15 protein-coding genes are annotated in these 15,892 nt (G+C 65.4%); 11 read left to right on the top strand and 4 right to left on the bottom strand.

From position 1 onward, the window contains the following. Positions 1–20 precede the first annotated feature (20 nt). Both AMB_RS14845 and AMB_RS14840 read left to right on the top strand, forming a co-directional pair. Complete coding sequence (locus AMB_RS14845) at positions 21–815, top strand: TOBE domain-containing protein (RefSeq protein ID WP_011385326.1); 795 nt, start codon at positions 21–23, stop codon at positions 813–815. Positions 816–918: 103 nt separating this feature from the next. Continuing rightward, a complete protein-coding gene (locus AMB_RS14840; protein ID WP_043744673.1) occupies positions 919–1,470 on the top strand; it encodes a DUF2478 domain-containing protein in 552 nt (183 codons plus the stop codon). Here AMB_RS14840 and AMB_RS25740 read toward each other — a convergent pair. Beyond that, a complete protein-coding gene (locus AMB_RS25740; RefSeq protein ID WP_158303975.1) occupies positions 1,465–1,620 on the bottom strand; it encodes a hypothetical protein in 156 nt (51 codons plus the stop codon). The genes AMB_RS14840 and AMB_RS25740 overlap by 6 nt on opposite strands. A 337-nt stretch (positions 1,621–1,957) precedes the next feature. On the opposite strand from AMB_RS25740, the gene AMB_RS14835 reads away from it, so the two are divergent. From AMB_RS14835 to AMB_RS14795, 9 genes are all read left to right on the top strand, one after another. Further along, positions 1,958–2,365: a hypothetical protein gene (locus AMB_RS14835; RefSeq protein ID WP_011385324.1), complete on the top strand. Its 408-nt coding sequence runs from the start codon at positions 1,958–1,960 to the stop codon at positions 2,363–2,365. Between the two features lie 129 nt (positions 2,366–2,494). Further along, complete coding sequence (locus AMB_RS14830; RefSeq protein WP_231848856.1) at positions 2,495–3,310, top strand: Crp/Fnr family transcriptional regulator; 816 nt, start codon at positions 2,495–2,497, stop codon at positions 3,308–3,310. A gap of 14 nt (positions 3,311–3,324) precedes the next feature. Beyond that, positions 3,325–3,774 (top strand): c-type cytochrome, encoded by a 450-nt coding sequence (locus AMB_RS14825; RefSeq protein WP_011385322.1) that lies wholly within the window; start codon positions 3,325–3,327, stop codon positions 3,772–3,774. 17 nt (positions 3,775–3,791) lie between these two features. Then, entirely contained in the window at positions 3,792–5,111 is a 1,320-nt protein-coding gene (locus tag AMB_RS14820; RefSeq protein ID WP_011385321.1) for a cbb3-type cytochrome c oxidase subunit I, read from the top strand. A gap of 57 nt (positions 5,112–5,168) precedes the next feature. Beyond that, entirely contained in the window at positions 5,169–5,951 is a 783-nt protein-coding gene (locus AMB_RS14815; protein ID WP_011385320.1) for a CbbQ/NirQ/NorQ/GpvN family protein, read from the top strand. Continuing rightward, on the top strand, positions 5,948–7,840 hold the full coding sequence (locus AMB_RS14810; RefSeq protein WP_011385319.1) for a nitric oxide reductase activation protein NorD: 1,893 nt from the start codon (positions 5,948–5,950) through the stop codon (positions 7,838–7,840). The genes AMB_RS14815 and AMB_RS14810 overlap by 4 nt, the downstream gene beginning before the upstream one ends. Then, positions 7,837–8,397 (top strand): cytochrome c oxidase subunit 3, encoded by a 561-nt coding sequence (locus AMB_RS14805; RefSeq protein WP_011385318.1) that lies wholly within the window; start codon positions 7,837–7,839, stop codon positions 8,395–8,397. The genes AMB_RS14810 and AMB_RS14805 overlap by 4 nt, the downstream gene beginning before the upstream one ends. Positions 8,398–8,402: 5 nt before the next feature. Next, the gene (locus AMB_RS14800; RefSeq protein WP_043744670.1) at positions 8,403–8,666 is read left to right on the top strand and encodes a cytochrome C oxidase subunit IV family protein; all 264 of its coding nucleotides are present in this window, start codon (positions 8,403–8,405) and stop codon (positions 8,664–8,666) included. 81 nt (positions 8,667–8,747) lie between these two features. Continuing rightward, the gene (locus tag AMB_RS14795; protein WP_148207425.1) at positions 8,748–9,047 is read left to right on the top strand and encodes a hypothetical protein; all 300 of its coding nucleotides are present in this window, start codon (positions 8,748–8,750) and stop codon (positions 9,045–9,047) included. Here AMB_RS14795 and AMB_RS14790 read toward each other — a convergent pair. The 3 genes from AMB_RS14790 to AMB_RS14780 are packed head-to-tail and all read right to left on the bottom strand — an operon-like array spanning position 9,040 to position 15,874. Next, a complete protein-coding gene (locus tag AMB_RS14790; protein ID WP_011385315.1) occupies positions 9,040–9,405 on the bottom strand; it encodes a response regulator in 366 nt (121 codons plus the stop codon). The two genes, AMB_RS14795 and AMB_RS14790, sit on opposite strands and share 8 nt — an antisense overlap. Next, complete coding sequence (locus tag AMB_RS14785) at positions 9,393–9,938, bottom strand: chemotaxis protein CheX (RefSeq protein WP_011385314.1); 546 nt, start codon at positions 9,936–9,938, stop codon at positions 9,393–9,395. Before AMB_RS14785 ends, AMB_RS14790 begins: the two co-directional genes overlap by 13 nt. After that, positions 9,935–15,874 (bottom strand): AAA family ATPase, encoded by a 5,940-nt coding sequence (locus AMB_RS14780; RefSeq protein WP_011385313.1) that lies wholly within the window; start codon positions 15,872–15,874, stop codon positions 9,935–9,937. Before AMB_RS14780 ends, AMB_RS14785 begins: the two co-directional genes overlap by 4 nt. Positions 15,875–15,892: the final 18 nt, after the last annotated feature.

The following is a 15,892-nucleotide window of genomic DNA, read 5'->3' as shown; positions in this document are numbered from 1 at the left end:
CATGACGAGGGGTGGCAGCCGTGACCGACAGTAAAATCGAAGCCATTTTAGCCCTGAGGGGCGGCGGCCGGTCGCCAGTGGGTCGCGATCGCATCGCCCTGCTGGAAGCCGTGGACCGGCACGGCAGCATCACCAAGGCGGCCCAGGCGGTCGGCCTCAGCTACAAGGCGGCCTGGGACGCGCTCAACGCCGTCAACAATCTGTTGCCGCGTCCGGCGGTGGCGGCCCAGACCGGCGGCCGCAACGGCGGCGGTGCCGTGGTCACCGGGGACGGCAAGGCGCTGATCACCGCCTTTCATCTGCTTGAAGAGCGGCTGTCCCGCGTCGCCGCCATGTTCAGCGATGCCAGCACGCCCATCGATCCCATCGTTCTGCTCCGGAGCCTCGGCATGAAGACAAGCGCCCGCAACGCCTTTCGCTGCACCGTTGCCGAAATCCGCCAAGGCAGCGTCAACGCCGAAGTGATTTTGCGGCTCAACGACCAGGTGACGCTGGCCGCCACGATCACCGAGGAGAGTGTCCGCGACCTGGGGATCGCCGTGGGGCAGGGCGTCACCGCCCTGGTCAAGGCCTCCTTCGTGATGCTGGCCACCGGCGACGCCCTGCCTGCCGTCTCGGCGCGCAACCGTATCCTTGGCACCGTTGCCCGTCGCGAGGACGGGCCGGTCAGTTGCGAGATCACCCTGGACATCGGCGGCGGCAAGGTCCTCACCTCCATGATCACCCGGGACGGGGCCGACGAACTGGGGCTTCGGCCCGGCACGGCGGCCTGGGCCCTGTTCAAGGCCTCCCACGTCATCCTGGCCGTGGAATAGCTCTCCGGCCGGTTCGGGACTCACCGTCACGCCGGGGGAGAGTCCGCTCCTTTGCGCGCAATGCGATATGGTGTTCATGTATATAGCGAAAGGGGATCCGGAGATGGATGGAAGCATCGCCCCCTGCCTGTGTGGGGCCGTCCTCTACGGCGACGGCGTGAACGCCAATGCCATTCTGGAGTGCTTCGCGCGGGAGCAGGCGGCGCGAGGCTATCGCGTCCTTGGCCTGATCCAGCGCCGGGCCGCCGAGGGGCGTCCCTGCGCCGGAGACGTCATTCTCTATGATCTCGGCGGGGATGAGAGCTTTCTGATCTCCCAGCGCCTGGGCGAGGGGGCGAGCTGTTGCAGCGTCGACCCCGCCGGGGTTGCCGAGGCCAGCGCCGTGCTCCGCCATGCCTTGGCGGCACCGTTGGATCTGCTGGTGGTCAACAAATTCGGCAAGCTGGAGGCCGAGGGCAGCGGCTTTCTCGCCGAGATCATGGCCGCCGCCGCCCGGGGCGTGCCGGTGCTGACCTCCGTCCACCATCGCCACGCCGACCGGTGGGCCGACTTCACCGGCGAGTTCGGGACGGCCATCGCCCCCGACCTCCGGGCCATCGCCCTCTGGTGGCGGCGGACCAGGAATGGGGCGCCTGGATGTTTTCCGGCGTCATAGCGTCACGAACATGAAGGTGGCGACGGTGATGACCGCCACCGCTACCGCAGCCACCGCCTTCAGCCCCAGGGCGTGATGGCGATACAGCAGTATCGCCGTGCCGATGATCATGGGGCCGATGATCAGCAAGCCGACCTGTTTCTCGTTCATTGCGGGATTCTCCTTGACCTCGCCCCCGGTTGGGAACGGGTTCGGCGCGGCAGAAGGTTATATGTCCTTTTGGATTTCGAGCATTTCATTCAATTAACCTTGATTATTATATGGTCTATCCTTCTGATGATGAAGTCAAGTTTGTGACGATAATGCCATTGTTGATTCAAGAGGTTCCAAGGTGGTCAGTTGTTTCTCCTTATTTCCTTCATGGTCATTGCCGGTGGCTTTGGGTCTTTACCAAAGTCAATGAAGCTCAGTTTTGGCTGATTTTGCCGGATCTTGGTGCTTGACCAAAATCAAAGCTGTTTTCCTGTTGCGTTCTATGGTGTTTGCCATGAACCGCTCCGCACTGAACCCCACCCTGCTGTCGCGTTTGCTGGTCTGCCTGCTGGTCGTCGGTCTGGCGGTGCAGTGGACGACCAATGCCGTGGGCATGGGTGTGGGCGGCGGCGGCGGAATGGTCTCCGGCCTGTCGCAGGGCGGTGCGGCCGATCAGGTCCTGATCGACCTTGCCGCCTCCATCTGCTCCAAGGCGAAGGCCGCCGGCGGTCAGGTCAAGGCGGCTCATTGCCAGCATTGCGTTCCGGCCGTCTCCCAGCTTCTCGCCGCACCGGCCGGGGCTGGCGTTTTCCGGCTGGCCCTGGCCATCCGCATCGGGCCGGCATCCAGGGCCCAGATTCTTCCTCCAACCCGCCGGCAGCCCGGCGACGGTTTTTCACGCGCTCCGCCGTCCATCGTCTGACGTTCCGGGCCTCGGCCCATTCGGCACACGCGTTTTACAGGGTTTCCAGTCAACCGGGTTCGGAGAGGCGCCGTCATGGCGCCACCGGATTCGCCGTGGGCCCGGACTCCCCAGGAGGAGCAAAGGATCATGAGATTGAGCGATGCGCTATCCGCAGGGGGGCGCGCCCCACCTCCCGTTTTCGATGGCTGGCCGCGCCGGCGTCCAGAGCGGCAGGCTCTGGACCGGCTGAGGCAGGTTCCGCCCTTCACCCTGCTGTCGCCGGATCAGTTGGCGGATCTGGCGGCCGAGGCCGAGGTTTTCCGATTCGCCGAGACCACGCCGCTCTTCGACACCCAGGCGCCGGCCGACGCCCTTTACGTGGTGCTGCGCGGCACGGTGGTCCTGCAGGGGCCCGACGGCGTCATCGTCGACGGCATCAGCGCGCCGGGCATACTGGGGGTGGCCGACCTGTTCGCCGGCCGCCACATGTTCAGCGCCGAGGCCATGGCGGCGCCCGTGGTCATGAAGCTGCCCCGGCGGGCGGTGCTTGTCGCCCTCGAACGCAGCGGCGCCCTGGCCAACGCCTTTCTCGGCCTGATCGCCGCCAATACCCAGACCCTGGCCAACGCCCTGATGGCGCAGCGCTGCCTGACCGGGGTACAGCGTCTGGCCGCCTTTCTGCTGGAGCAGGCGGAGCAGGCCGGGGCCGACCAGTCCTTCGTCCTGGACATCCCCAAGAAGGCCATTGCCGGCCAACTGGGCATGACGCCCGCCCATTTCGCCCGCTCGCTGACCCGGCTGGCCGAGGCCGGCGTCGAGCGGCGCAATCGCAACACCATCATTCTCAATGACATTTCGGCCCTGCGCCGCCTGCTCGAGGGGGAACTCGGGGTGGCGACCCAGGACGGAAGCACGGCCCAGCACAAGCAGCTGGCCGCCTATCGGAATTTCCGAAACGTTTGAACCGGAGGAGCGCAATGTCGGAAGTGCTAACAAAATCCGCCGCCAGAAATATCTTTTATGGCGGCACGGCTTTCTTTTTCATCGTCTTCGTCGGGCTTGTGGGACACAGCGTCTCGACCGTCAACGACATGGAAAAGTCCCACCCCGTCACCCCGTCCGTGGCGGCGGGCAAGCATGTCTGGGAAAAGAATGCCTGCATCGATTGCCACACCATCATGGGCGAGGGGGCTTATTTCGCTCCTGAACTGGGCAATGTCTGGGTGCGCTACGGCGGCCGCGAAGACGCAGCGGCGGCCCGCGATGGCCTGAAGAACTGGATCAAGAGCATGCCCACCGGCATCGAGGGCCGGCGGCAGATGCCCCATTTCGATATCACCGAAAAGGAGCTGGATGATCTGGTCGACTTCTTCAAGTGGACCAGCGAAGTCAACACCCAGAACTGGCCGCCCAAGGTTTCCGGCTAAAAGGGGGAGCAAGAAACATGAAATATGAATCGCAAAAAGTCGCGCTCTACTTCTTTGCCGGAGCGCTTGGCCTGTTCGTCGCCCAGATTCTGTTCGGACTGGTGATCGGCACCATCGTCGTGATGCCCAACACCTTGTCCGAATTGCTGCCGTTCAACATCGCCCGCATGATCCACACCAACGCCCTGATCGTCTGGCTGTTGATGGGATTCTTCGGCGCGTCCTACTACCTGATCCCCGAGGAAGCCGAGACCGAGCTGTACAGCACCAAGCTGGCCATCGTTCAGTTCTGGCTGTTCCTGATCGGGGCCGCCGCCGCCGTGGTGGGCTATCTGTTCCACATTCACGAGGGACGCGAGTTCCTGGAACAGCCCCTGTGGATCAAGCTGGCCATCGTCGTCGTGGCGCTGATGTTCCTGTTCAACATCACCATGACGGTGCTGAAGGGGCGCAAGACCGCCATCACCAACGTCCTGCTGCTGGGCTTGTGGGGCATCGCCGTCTTCTTCCTGTTCTCGCTCTACAACCCCGCCAACCTGATCATGGACAAGATCTTCTGGTGGTGGGTCGTTCATCTGTGGGTCGAGGGCGTGTGGGAGCTGGTCATGGCCTCCATCCTGGCCTTCCTGATGATCAAGCTGACCGGCGTCGACCGCGAAGTGGTCGAGAAGTGGCTGTACGTCATCATCGGCCTGGCGCTGTTCTCCGGCATCCTGGGCACCGGCCACCACTACTACTGGATCGGCACCCCCGGCTACTGGCAGTGGATCGGCTCGGTGTTCTCCACCCTGGAAGTGGCTCCGTTCTTCGCCATGGTGGTCTTCGCCTTCATGATGGTGTGGAAGGGCGGCCGCAACCACCCCAACAAGGCGGCTCTGCTGTGGTCGCTGGGCTGCTCGGTCTTCGCGTTCTTCGGCGCCGGGGTGTGGGGCTTCCTGCACACGCTGGCTCCGGTCAACTACATCACCCATGGCACCCAGGTCACGGCGGCCCACGGTCATCTGGCGTTCTACGGCGCCTATGTGATGATCAACATCGCCATCATGACCTATGCCATGCCCAATATCTTGAAGCGTGAGCCCTACAACCAGCTGCTCAACATGTGGGGCTTCTGGATCACCTCGTCGGGCGTGACCTTCATGACCTTCGCGCTGACCTTCGCCGGAGTGGTGCAGAGCCATCTCCAGCGGGTGATGGGCATGGGCTTCATGGAAGTCCAGGACCAGCTCGGCCTGTTCTACTGGATGCGCCTGGGCGCCGGTGTCGCCACCTTCATCGGTGTCGTCATGATCGTCTGGTCGCTGGTGGTTCCCGGCAAGGCCAAGCCGGCCCAATAAGTCTTGGGATCGGGGCGGCCGCGTTGCGGCGGCCGCCCCTTTTTTCCGGAGAAATTCATGTCTGAATCCTTGCCCTTCTACCTGCCCCAAGGCAACGAATGCGCTCTGTTCGAGCTGGCCTGGCGGCACCGCCTGCCGCTCTTGCTCAAAGGCCCCACCGGCTGCGGCAAGACCCGCTTCGTCGCCCATATGGCGGCCCGGCTGGGCCGCTCCCTGTTCACCGTGTCGTGTCATGACGACCTGACCGCCGCCGATCTCACCGGGCGCTATCTGCTCAAGGGCGGCGACACGGTGTGGACCGACGGGCCGCTGACCAGCGCGGTGCGGTCGGGTGGCGTCTGCTATCTGGACGAGGTGGTCGAGGCCAGGAAGGACGTCACGGTGGTGCTGCACCCGCTGACCGACGACCGGCGCATCCTGCCCCTGGAGCGCACCGGCGAGATGCTGGCGGCCCCGCCGGAATTCATGCTGGTGGCCTCCTACAATCCCGGTTACCAGAACGTCCTGAAGCAGTTGAAGCCCTCGACCCGCCAACGCTTCATGGCCATCGAATTCGACTTTCCCGCCCCCGATCTCGAGCGCCGCGTGGTCGCCGAGGAATCCGGGCTGGAGGAAGGCAAGGTCCAGGCGCTGATCCTGCTGGCCCAACGATTGCGGGCCCTGAAGGGCCACGACCTGGAGGAAGGGGTTTCCACCCGCCTGCTGGTCTATTGCGCCACCCTGATGCAGGCCGGTCTTGCCGTCCGCGACGCCGTGCAGGTCACCATGGTCGAGCCCCTGTCCGACGACCCGGAAGTCAAGGCCGGGCTGGAAGAGGTGGTAAAGGCCATCTTCGGATGAGCTGGCTGTCCTTCCTGGAACTGGAGGAGCGGGTCGGCACCCTCTGGCACCGCTGGGTCGGGGAGAAGGCCAGCTGGCCGTCCTTCCCCGAGGCCCAGGTCAGCCTTGATTCCGTGCGGCCCCGCCTCGCCGTGTTCTTTCGCGGGCTGGGCGGCGATCGCGGCGTGCAGATCGCCAATGCGGCGGCCCGGGAGTCCGGCCACCGGCTCAGCCTGCGCCAGCGCATCGGCATGGAAACTGAGCGGCTGGTCAGTGCCAGCCGCGACCAGTCCAGCCTGTCCCTGCCGCCCACCTTGGCGCTGTTTCCCGCCGCCGAACTGAATCGCGACCTCTATTTCTGGCTGGCCGCCTATTTCGCGGTGCTGGAGCCCCTGGACCTGCCCTCCGATCCCCTGGCGGCCGATCTGGCCCGCCTGGCCCAGGCGTCGCGGACCACCAGGGCGGTGCTGCGGCGCTTTCCCGGCTTGGCGGCACGCCATGGCGCCCTGTGCGCGGCGTTGCTGGAGGCCCGGCCCCGGCGCAGCCTCTCGGGCGCAGAGGCCAAGGTAGAGGCGGCGGTGCTGTCCCTGCTGGCCGATCCCGGGGCGGCGCTGCCTCCCTTGCCGGCCAAGGCGCCGCGCGAATACCTGCCCCTCCTGCCGGTGCCCCTGTGGGGCGAATGCCTGCCCGGCATGGCCGGCGCCCTGTCGCCGGCCGATGCCGAGCCCGAGCGGGGCGGCGAGGGCGAGGAGAGCGACGAGCAGGAGACCCGGCGCAAGGCCGAGCGCCGCGACGAGGACAACGCCGACCGCAAGGACCCGCTGCTGCTCAATCGGTTCGAGAAGATCCTGGCCATGGCCGACATGGTCAACGTCAACCGCGCCGCCGACGATACCGACGAGGAAGAGGCCAAGAAGGCCGCCGACGACATGGAAGCCATCACCTTGTCGTCCCATTCGCGCAAGGCGGCGACCAAGCTGAAATTCGACCTGGACCTGCCGCCCGGCGCCACCGATGCCAGCCGCCTCACAGGCACGTTCCTGCTGCCTGAATGGGATTGGCGCGCCAATGCCTACCTTCCGGACCATTGTTCCGTCCTGGTCGGCCCGGCCTCGGAAGAGGGCGAGGATTGGAGCCCCGATGCCGACGCCAAGCGGCGCATCCGGGCCGTCAAGCGCCAGTTCGAGGCGCTGCGCACCAAGCCGCAATTGCTGCGCGCCCAGGCCGATGGTCAGGAGCTGGATACCGACGCCCTGGTGCGGGCACGGGCCGATCTGGCCGCCTGCGGCACCGGCTCGGACCGGGTCTGGCTGCAGCACCGCGCCCAGGAGCGCGACCTGTCGGTGATGGTGCTGATGGATGCCTCCCTATCCACCGATTCCTGGATCGACAACCGGCGGGTCCTGGATGTGGAGAAGGAGTCCCTGGCGGTGCTGGGCCACGGCCTTGCCGCCTGCGGCGATCCCTTCGCCGTGGCCACCTTCACCTCGCGCAAGCGTGACTGGGTCAAGGTCGACATGGTCAAGGATTTCCACGAGCCGTTCGGGGACCGGGTCCTGCGCCGCATCGGGGCGGTGCGTCCCGGTTATTACACCCGCATCGGCGCCGCGCTGCGCTATGCGACCACCCGGCTGGAGGAGCGGCCCGAGCGGCACCGGCTGCTGCTGGTACTGACCGACGGCAAGCCCAACGACGTGGACCATTACGAAGGCCGCCACGGCGTCGAGGATACCCGGAAAGCCGTACTGGAAGCCCGCGCCAAGGGGCTGTCCGTGTTCGGCATCACCGTCGACCGCAAGGCCCAGGGCTATTTCCCCCATCTCTTCGGGCGAGGCCATTACGCCATCATCGGCCATCTGGCCCATCTGTCGGCGGCGCTTCCCAAGATCTACCGGCAGTTGGTGGCATGAGCGACGAGAGCGAAAATTGGGGCGCCCTGTCGGATTTGCCCGGCAATCCCCTGATGTGGGTGCTGATCCTCAGTGAATTGCTGGTGTTCGGCGCCTTCTTCGCCGCCTTCTCGGTCAGCCGGGTGCTGCACCCCGCCATGTTCCTGGCCGATCAGCTCCGGCTCGACCGGCTGGCCGGCGGCGTCAACACCATGCTGCTGCTGACCAGCGGATTGGCTGCCGCACTGGCGGTGAATGCCCGCGCCGCCGGCGACATCCGCCGCTGCCGGCTTTGGCTGGGGGGCGCGGCGCTGCTGGGGCTGGGATTTCTGGGGGTGAAGTTCGCCGAATACGCCGACAAGGCCGCCCAGGGCTTCGGAATCGAGAGCGATACCTTCTGGACCCTGTTCTACCTGATGACCGGCTTCCATGCGGCCCATGTGATCCTGGGCCTGGTCATCCTCGGCATCGTCGCCGCCAAGCCGAGCCGCGAGAACGTGGAGACCGGGGCCGCCTTCTGGCACATGGTCGACCTCATCTGGGTCCTGCTTTACCCCATCGTCTATCTGATCCGGTGAACGCCATGCCGTCGACCACCACCCTGCTGCGCGCCTGGGGGCTGATGATGGCCCTGACCGCCCTGTCCCTCTGGGCGGCGATCGCCGACCAGGGCATCGCCCCGACCCTGGCCGCCATGGCGGCGGGGGTGCTCAAGGCGGTGCTGATCCTGTGGGTCTATCTCAACCTGCGGAAAAGCGGGTCCGGCTGGAAGTCGGTGTTCATCGCCTTTCTGGCCGTCATCGCCGCCATCGTGGTGGGGGCCGATCTGGTCGGCCGGTTGCGGTAAGGCTGGCTGGCCACAATGACGCCATCATGGCCGCGCAGCATGACGGTCCTTAGCCCCTGGAAGGGGGGGAGGAGACCGAGCATGAGCAAGACCCGGTTGGCCGCTGCCATCGAAGCGGCATTACGTGACGAAGCGCGCTATGCGGCGCGGTTGCAGGAGCGGGGTGATTTTGGGCTGGCCAAGCTGGCCCTGGCCGCCATCGCCGAAATCAGGACTGCCGTTAACGCCTCGGCGGCGGGAGATGATCAGACCCATGCCGCGAGGCTGGGGACCGCGCTGGAGACGGCGCGGGTCGGCTATCTCAGCCTGTGGGAGGACGAGGACGGCATCGGCACGTCGACCTTCTTGCGTATTCGCGATCTAGTGGACACGGCTACTTGAAGATGTGGGAAATCACGTCGCGGAGCTTTTCCCGCTTGATGGGCTTCAGGACATAGCCCTTGGCCCCGGCCTTGACCGCTTTCATGACCTGGGCCTCCTGGCCGTGGGAGGTAACCATGATGACCTTGGCGGCGGGAAATTCCCGTAAGATATTCTGGGTCGCGGTAATGCCGTCCATGTCGGGCATGGTGATGTCCATGGTGACCAGATCGGGCCTGACGTCGCGATAGGCCTCAAGAGCCAGGGTGCCGCTGGCCGCAGTCTGGATCACCACATGGCCCATATCGCCCAGCAGGCCCGACAGGGTCCGGATGCTCAACAGCGAATCATCGACGATCAGGACCTTCAAGGACTGCATGGCTTTCCCTCGCGCTGCACTAGATTCAGGCTGGTGTCGAACATCTCCGACGGGCCGATGAAGTAGATATCGAAGCTGCCGTAAGGGGTGGCCAATTCGACGGCGTAGAATTTCGCCCCTTTCGGCCGGTGAATGCTGCGGCCACCCGCCAGGACGACCGGCGGAGTGAGGGTTACCGTGGCATCCTCGTCGACCAGGTCGGCGGTGGCGTGGCCCATGATGAAGTTGACGGTTTCGGCCGCGGTTTCCAGCAGGAACTGCGGCCGCTCCCGGTCATCGAGGCCGATCTCGGCGGCGACCAGATCGAGAAGATGCTCGAGCAGGGGCGGTGCGAAGCTGAAGGCGATCAGCAGGTTCACCGGACCCGCCGTGCCGACGATGGTGCTTACCGCGCGCAGCTCCAGCACGTCCACGTCGCCGATGATGGTTTCCCCCCGGGTGACGGAGATTCCGGCCTCGTCTTCCAGATAGGCGCGCGTTCGCTTCAGAACCGCCTCCATGGCCTTGCTCAGGTGTTTGCGGCGGTGGCTCATGGGACGGGGGCTCCGTTCGAGGCGGGCAGGGGAAGACTGAACAGCATGCAGGTGCCCCGGCCGGGGGTGGTGCGGACGTCGATGTTGCCGCCCATGCCGTCGACGGCGGAGCGGACCGCACCCATGCCCACGCCGCGGCCGGACAGATCCGTCGCCTCCGAGCGCGAGGAAATGCCGTCGCCGAAAATCAGGTCCACCAGGCTCCACTCCTCGGCGTTGTTGATTCCCAACTGGATGGCCCGGCGGCGCAGGGTCTCCACGTCGATGCCCTCGCCGTCATCGCTGATCTCCAGCTCGATCCGGCCGTCGGTGATGGCAATATTGCAGGCGATGGTTCCAAACTCGCTCTTGCCCGCCGCAAGGCGGGAATCGGGGCTTTCGATGCCGTGGTCGACGGCATTGCGGAACACATGGCCGAGGGTGCGCAGGAACGGACCCCAGGCATCGGGGTCGATGCGCAGATCGGTCCCGGTCAGCTTCAGCGGCAGCACGACCTTTTCCAGCCGGGCGCAGACCTGCTGGATCAGCTTGTCGTAATCGGCAAGGGACTGACGCAGCGAAACGGTGCGGATGGCGGCAAGCTCGGCCAGGACCTTGGGCGTCTCGGCCGGGTCGAGATGGCCCCTGGCGTAAAGCTCGAAGCGCTTGGCCTGATGGGGAGGGATGGCGACGACGCCGCGCCGCTCCATGAAGTCGGCACCCAGCGCCGAGGAGACCGCGTCGAGATCGGCGGCCAGCAGGGTCGCCCAGTCCGGCGCGAAGGTTGTCGCCAGGGCCGCCGGCAGGTCGTCGATCTCGGCCAGTTGCTGCAGCGAGGCCTCCACCTTGTGCAGGGCGGCGGGGACCAGATGAAAGCCCAACTGGTTGAAGGTGCCCTTGAAGGTATGGATGGCGCGGTACAGCGCCATGGCGTCGCGGTCGCGCCAGGCCATCTTGTCGTGGTGGATGAAGGATTCGAATTCCGCCACGGCGTCGAAGAAGTCGTTGCCGCTGGTCACCGCCGCCACGATCATTTCCAGGCGGGTCCGTTCGCGGGCTACCTGGGCCGCCAGGGCCTTTTCCTCGCTGATATCGGTCAGCACCGCCATCACCGCGTGGTCGAGGGGCTTAAACTCGGCCTTGAGAGTGGTGGCCCCGATGGTGATCTCCTCGGGCAGCAGCGACAGGTAGATGTGGCGCCGGTCGGGGTCCTCGTCGGTCAGCGCCTCTTCCAGGCAGGACCGGAAAGTGTTGCGCCCATGGGGATCGTCGGGCAGCAGAAGCTGGTCGATGGCGTGACCGGCGGGGGAATGGCCGAAGAACGACAGGCAGGCCTGGCTGAACTCGGACTCGACGATCAGATCAGGCCCGAACGACAGGAAGCCCTGGCCGGAATTGTTGAACAGCGTCGAGACCTGTCGGCTCTTGGCATTGACGGTCTTCAGGGATTCGGCCAATTCATGGGTCCGCTGCTCCACCCGCTTTTCCATTTCGGCGTAGAGAATGGCGTTTTCGATGGAAATGGCCGCCTGGGAGGACAGCAGGCGGAGCAGTTCCAGACGCTCCTCGGTGAAGGCGCCGGCGGTCAGGTTGTTTTCCAGGTACAGCATGCCCACCACCTTTCCCTGGTGGACGATGGGCTCGCACAGGACGGAAAGCGGCTTTTCGCGCAGGAAGTAGGGGTCCTTGGAGAACTGGGTCTCCTGGCGGGTATCGTGGATGATCTGGGACTTGGCGGTGCGGGCCACGTATTGGACCATGGACCGGGGCAGCGGCAGTTCGGCCCATTCGGTGATGGCCATGGGGGTGGAATCCACCTCGATGGCCTGGCGCGCGATGCCGCGGGCCTGGATGCTGAGGTCCTCGCCGTTCTTGAAGATCAGCATGGCCTTCTGGGCGCCGGAATGCTCGATCACGATTTCCAGCAAGGTGGTGACCAGCTTGCCGATGACGATCTCGCCGGAAATGGCCTGGGACGCCTGGGTGACTGCCAGGAAGTCGAATGACCGGGCCTGTTGCCCGTCGCCGCCGGACGGGCGGCCCTGGCTGGTGGTCGGCGAGCGGCCGCCGGAAATGCGCTGCTGCAGCGGCATCGGCGCGATGGTCAGCAGCAAGGCCGAGAATTCCGCTGCCAGATGTGCCGACTTGGCGGTTGCGCCCCAACGCTCGTAAAGATGCAGGGCCTGCCGCAGGTAATAGGAGGCGAGGCGCTCCTGCCGCCGGCCCAGCAGGCAGCGCGCAGCCAGTTCGTAGGCCAGGGCCTCCTCATGGACGCAATCGCTGTCGCGGGCGAGGTCGATGGCCTGGTCATAGCAATACAGGGACCGGTCGGACTTGCCGGTGGCGCGCAGCCGCTCCGCCTCCACCAGCATCCAGTGATAGCGGTAGTTCATGGGGGCGTGGTCGGCCCAGATCTTGAGCTTCTTCTGGTTGCTTGTCACCTGGCGCATGATTTTGCCGCTGGGGCGGGTCTCGCCGGACAGCAGGGCCAGGGATTCGTAGAAGTGGAACAGGGTGAAGGCGTGCATGCCCACGCCGCCCTTCAGATAGGCCCTGGCCTTGCCGGCATTGAGACGCGCATTGTCCTGGTCGTGGAAGAAGGTGCTCAGCATCAGCTTGGCGCAATGAAGCAGGAACAGGGTGCTGGCGTCATTGACCTTCAGGTGCTGGGGCAGGGATTGCGCCTCGTCATAGGCCGGTCCGCCCAGATGGTGGGGCTCGGCCTTGGGCTCGGCGAAATTGAGCGCGGTCTGCCACCAGATGGAATGCCAGTACAGCGACGATCCGATCTGGAACCGCTGCAGGTCCCGGTGCGCCTGCTCCATTTCCTGCAGCAGGGTCCCAAGGTTGCGCCCGGTGTGGAACAGGGTCTGGATGTGGTTGTTGCGGGCATAGGAGGCGTATTCGAAGTCGCCCTTCTCCAGGGAGAGGGCATAGGCCTGCTCGAAGACCGGGAGGGTGTCCTTCAGCGGTCGCTTGAACTTGCGGATGATCCAGGCGGCGAAGAACAGCGGCTGCTGCAGGTTGAGCTGGTGGCGCCGGGCCAGATCGATGGCGAATTCGCCGAAATCGTAGCCCCGGTCGATATTGCCAAGCATGGCGCTTTCGGTGATTCCCCACCACGAAAAGCCATAGCCGGCATTGGGTGAATAGCCGTGGGCGACGGAGTCCCGCACCATCTGGAAGACGGTCAGGGCCATCAGTTCCTGCGAGGTCCAATAGGCCGGCGGAATGGTCAGGCCCAGCAATTCCATGGCCGCCAGCCGAACCGGGTCGGTCATGGGCGGCAAGGCGTTGAGATCGGCCAGGCTCTTGCCCCGCAGCGCCAGCTTGGTCCGCAGCAGATTGGCCATGACCTGGAGGGGGCCCGGCGCCTTGGGCAGGCGGACCCCCAACAGCCCCAGGGCGTGCAGCGAGACGTCCACCGCTTCGGACAGGCGGTTCTGGGCGACGCGGGCCTGTAGCCGGATCTTGAGGGCGCCCGCCTGATCCAGGGGTGAAGGCCGGCGGGCCAGGAATTCGTCGATCCATTCCTCCATGGACCGGTAGTCCTTGGTGAGGAAGGCCACCTCCGCCGCCAGCAGGTAAAGCTCGGCGGCCACTTCCCCCATGACCTCCCAGAAATGGGAGGGCTTGAGGTCCAGGGCGATCTGGAAATAGTGCAGGGCGGTGGAATAGGCAGTGGCGGTCTTGGCCCGCCGGCCCGCCGTCAGATTGATGATCAGGACCTGACGCTTCTCCTCGTCATCGGCCACCAGCCGCAGGCTGGCATTGTACTGGTTGGCGATGTCGAAAATCCGAAGGTCGGTATCGTCGGGGGACGTCTCGGCCAGCCATTTGCGGGCGATGCCGTAATGGATGCGCTCGCCCGATTCCTTGTCCAGCAGGCCATGGGCCGCCTGCCGCACCCGGTCGTGGATGAACTGATAGGTGACGTCGGCCCTGTTGCTGGGCAACCGGGCCAGGCGGTAATTCAGGCCGACCGGAACCAGAATGCCTTCCTGCAACGCCGGCTCGATGTCCCCGGCCGCCTGATGGGGCGGCAGGTCCAGGATGGCGGCCAGGGTGAACAGTTCAAAGCGGTCGCCGATGCACGAGGCGTGAATCAGGGCGCGCTGGGCCGTGTCGGGCAGGCGGCGGATCTTGGCGGTCATCAGGTCGATGACATTGTCGGCGATATGCCGGGATTCGATCTCTTCCCGGCTCCAGGTCCAGGTTCTGGAATCCGGGTCCAGGCGGATGACCGATTTCTCGTACAGGTCGGTCAGCAATTGCACCACGAAGAAGGCGTTGCCCCGTGTTTTCTCGTGGATCAGCCGCGCCACCACCTCCAAGCCGGGGGAATCGTTGAGGGCGTCGCGCACCAGGCCGTGCACGTCCTTCTGGCTCAGTTCGGCCAGGCTGATGGTGCCGATGCGGGCGTCGAGCCGGCGGATATCCTCCACCGCCACGGCGAAGGGGTGGGCGGCGTGGACTTCGTTGTCGCGATAGGCGCCGATCAGCAGCAGGGAGCGAAGGGCCTTGTTGCCCATCACCGACCGCAGCAGCGACAGCGAGCCGGCGTCGGCCCACTGCCAGTCGTCGATGAACACCACCAGGGGGAAATCCCGGCGGCACACGGCGGCGAGAAAGTTGCCGAAGACATAGTTCAGGCGGTTCAGCGCCATTTCACCGGCCAGGGGGGGGACCTCTTCCTGGGGGCCGATGATCAGCTCCAGCGAGGGAATGACCTCGGTGATGACCTTGCCCAGGCTGCCCACCGCTCCGAGAATCCGGGTCCGCCAGCGGTCCAGGGCGCTGTCGTCCTCCTTCAGCAGCAGGGAGCAGAACTCCTCGAAGGCCAGCCGCCAGGCGTAGAAGGGGACGTCGCGCTGGTACTGGTCGAACTTTCCCGCGATGAAATTGCCGTGCCGCTCGGTGAGCGGCCGGTGGACCTCGTGCACCAGGGCGCTTTTGCCGGTCCCCGACGGGCCGCGGACCAGCAGCAGCTCCGTTTCGCCGACCATGCTTCGCTCGAAGGCCTCGACGATGGTGGCGGTTTCAGCCTCGCGGCCGTAAAGCCGCTGGGGAATGCGGAGCCGCGCCGAGGCATCCAGGCTGCCCAGGGGGAAGGACGCGATGGTCCCGGTCTGGCGCAACTGGTCGAGGCAGCGCTGCAGATCGTGCTCCAGGCCCCGGGCGCTTTGATAGCGGTCGTCGGCCATCTTGGCCATCAGGCGCATGACGATCTGCGACAGGATCGGCGGAATGCCGTGGCTGACCTCGTGCGGCGGCGGCGGCATCAGGGCGATATGGGCGTGCACCAGTTCGATGCCGCCCCGCGACAGGAACGGCAAGGTCCCGGTGAGCATCTGATAGAGCGTGACGCCCAGGGAATAGAGGTCGGACCGGCTGTCCAGCGCACGGTTGACCCGGCCGGTCTGTTCCGGCGAGGCGTAGGCCAGGTTGGCTTCCAGCTGCTTGACGCTCTGGAATTCAGCGCGTTCCTGGCTTAACTGCGACGAGATTCCGAAATCGATGACCCGCACGGTGCCGGTCTGCCGGTTCCAGATGATGTTGGTGGGATTGAAGTCCTTGTGAATGACGCGATGGCGGTGAATCCGGCCCAGAATCTGAGTGATGCGGACGGCCAGGGCCAAGGCCTCCTCGAGGTCGAGGCGCCCGGCTTCAAGGATTCTGGCCAGGGAGGTGCCGCCGACATCCTCCTGGACGATCATCACCGAGTCCTGGACGTTCTCCATGGCCAGGACCGTGGTGACGCCCTCCACCTCGGCCAGGGACGAGGTGATTTCATATTCGCGCTGATAGCGGGCAAAGGCGTCAGGCGACAATTGTTCGCCACTCAGGATCTTCAGGATCACCGGCTTTCCGTCGGCCAGGCTCACGGCCCGGCAGACCCGGGTGTTGCCGGCGCTATAGACCTCCTCGGTCAGCCGATAATTGGGCGTTGCGTTCACGGTGTTCCTGCCGGTTCG

Origin of the sequence: Paramagnetospirillum magneticum AMB-1, from assembly GCF_000009985.1 — a bacterium.
Taxonomy (GTDB): domain Bacteria; phylum Pseudomonadota; class Alphaproteobacteria; order Rhodospirillales; family Magnetospirillaceae; genus Phaeospirillum; species Phaeospirillum magneticum.
The sequence above is the reverse complement of the archived record's forward strand: the minus strand, read 5'-3'. Positions and strand labels throughout refer to the sequence as shown.

What these genes read in the sequence shown, in the direction of transcription:
- AMB_RS14820 (WP_011385321.1), top strand. Translation starts at nt 3,792, where the DNA reads ATGAAATATGAATCGCAAAAAGTCGCGCTCTACTTCTTTGCCGGAGCG.
- AMB_RS14790 (WP_011385315.1), bottom strand. Translation starts at nt 9,405, where the DNA reads ATGCAGTCCTTGAAGGTCCTGATCGTCGATGATTCGCTGTTGAGCATC.
- AMB_RS14830 (WP_231848856.1), top strand. Translation starts at nt 2,495, where the DNA reads ATGAGATTGAGCGATGCGCTATCCGCAGGGGGGCGCGCCCCACCTCCC.
- AMB_RS14825 (WP_011385322.1), top strand. Translation starts at nt 3,325, where the DNA reads ATGTCGGAAGTGCTAACAAAATCCGCCGCCAGAAATATCTTTTATGGC.
- AMB_RS14800 (WP_043744670.1), top strand. Translation starts at nt 8,403, where the DNA reads ATGCCGTCGACCACCACCCTGCTGCGCGCCTGGGGGCTGATGATGGCC.
- AMB_RS14835 (WP_011385324.1), top strand. Translation starts at nt 1,958, where the DNA reads ATGAACCGCTCCGCACTGAACCCCACCCTGCTGTCGCGTTTGCTGGTC.
- AMB_RS14840 (WP_043744673.1), top strand. Translation starts at nt 919, where the DNA reads ATGGATGGAAGCATCGCCCCCTGCCTGTGTGGGGCCGTCCTCTACGGC.
- AMB_RS14810 (WP_011385319.1), top strand. Translation starts at nt 5,948, where the DNA reads ATGAGCTGGCTGTCCTTCCTGGAACTGGAGGAGCGGGTCGGCACCCTC.
- AMB_RS14805 (WP_011385318.1), top strand. Translation starts at nt 7,837, where the DNA reads ATGAGCGACGAGAGCGAAAATTGGGGCGCCCTGTCGGATTTGCCCGGC.
- AMB_RS25740 (WP_158303975.1), bottom strand. Translation starts at nt 1,620, where the DNA reads ATGAACGAGAAACAGGTCGGCTTGCTGATCATCGGCCCCATGATCATC.
- AMB_RS14795 (WP_148207425.1), top strand. Translation starts at nt 8,748, where the DNA reads ATGAGCAAGACCCGGTTGGCCGCTGCCATCGAAGCGGCATTACGTGAC.
- AMB_RS14815 (WP_011385320.1), top strand. Translation starts at nt 5,169, where the DNA reads ATGTCTGAATCCTTGCCCTTCTACCTGCCCCAAGGCAACGAATGCGCT.
- AMB_RS14785 (WP_011385314.1), bottom strand. Translation starts at nt 9,938, where the DNA reads ATGAGCCACCGCCGCAAACACCTGAGCAAGGCCATGGAGGCGGTTCTG.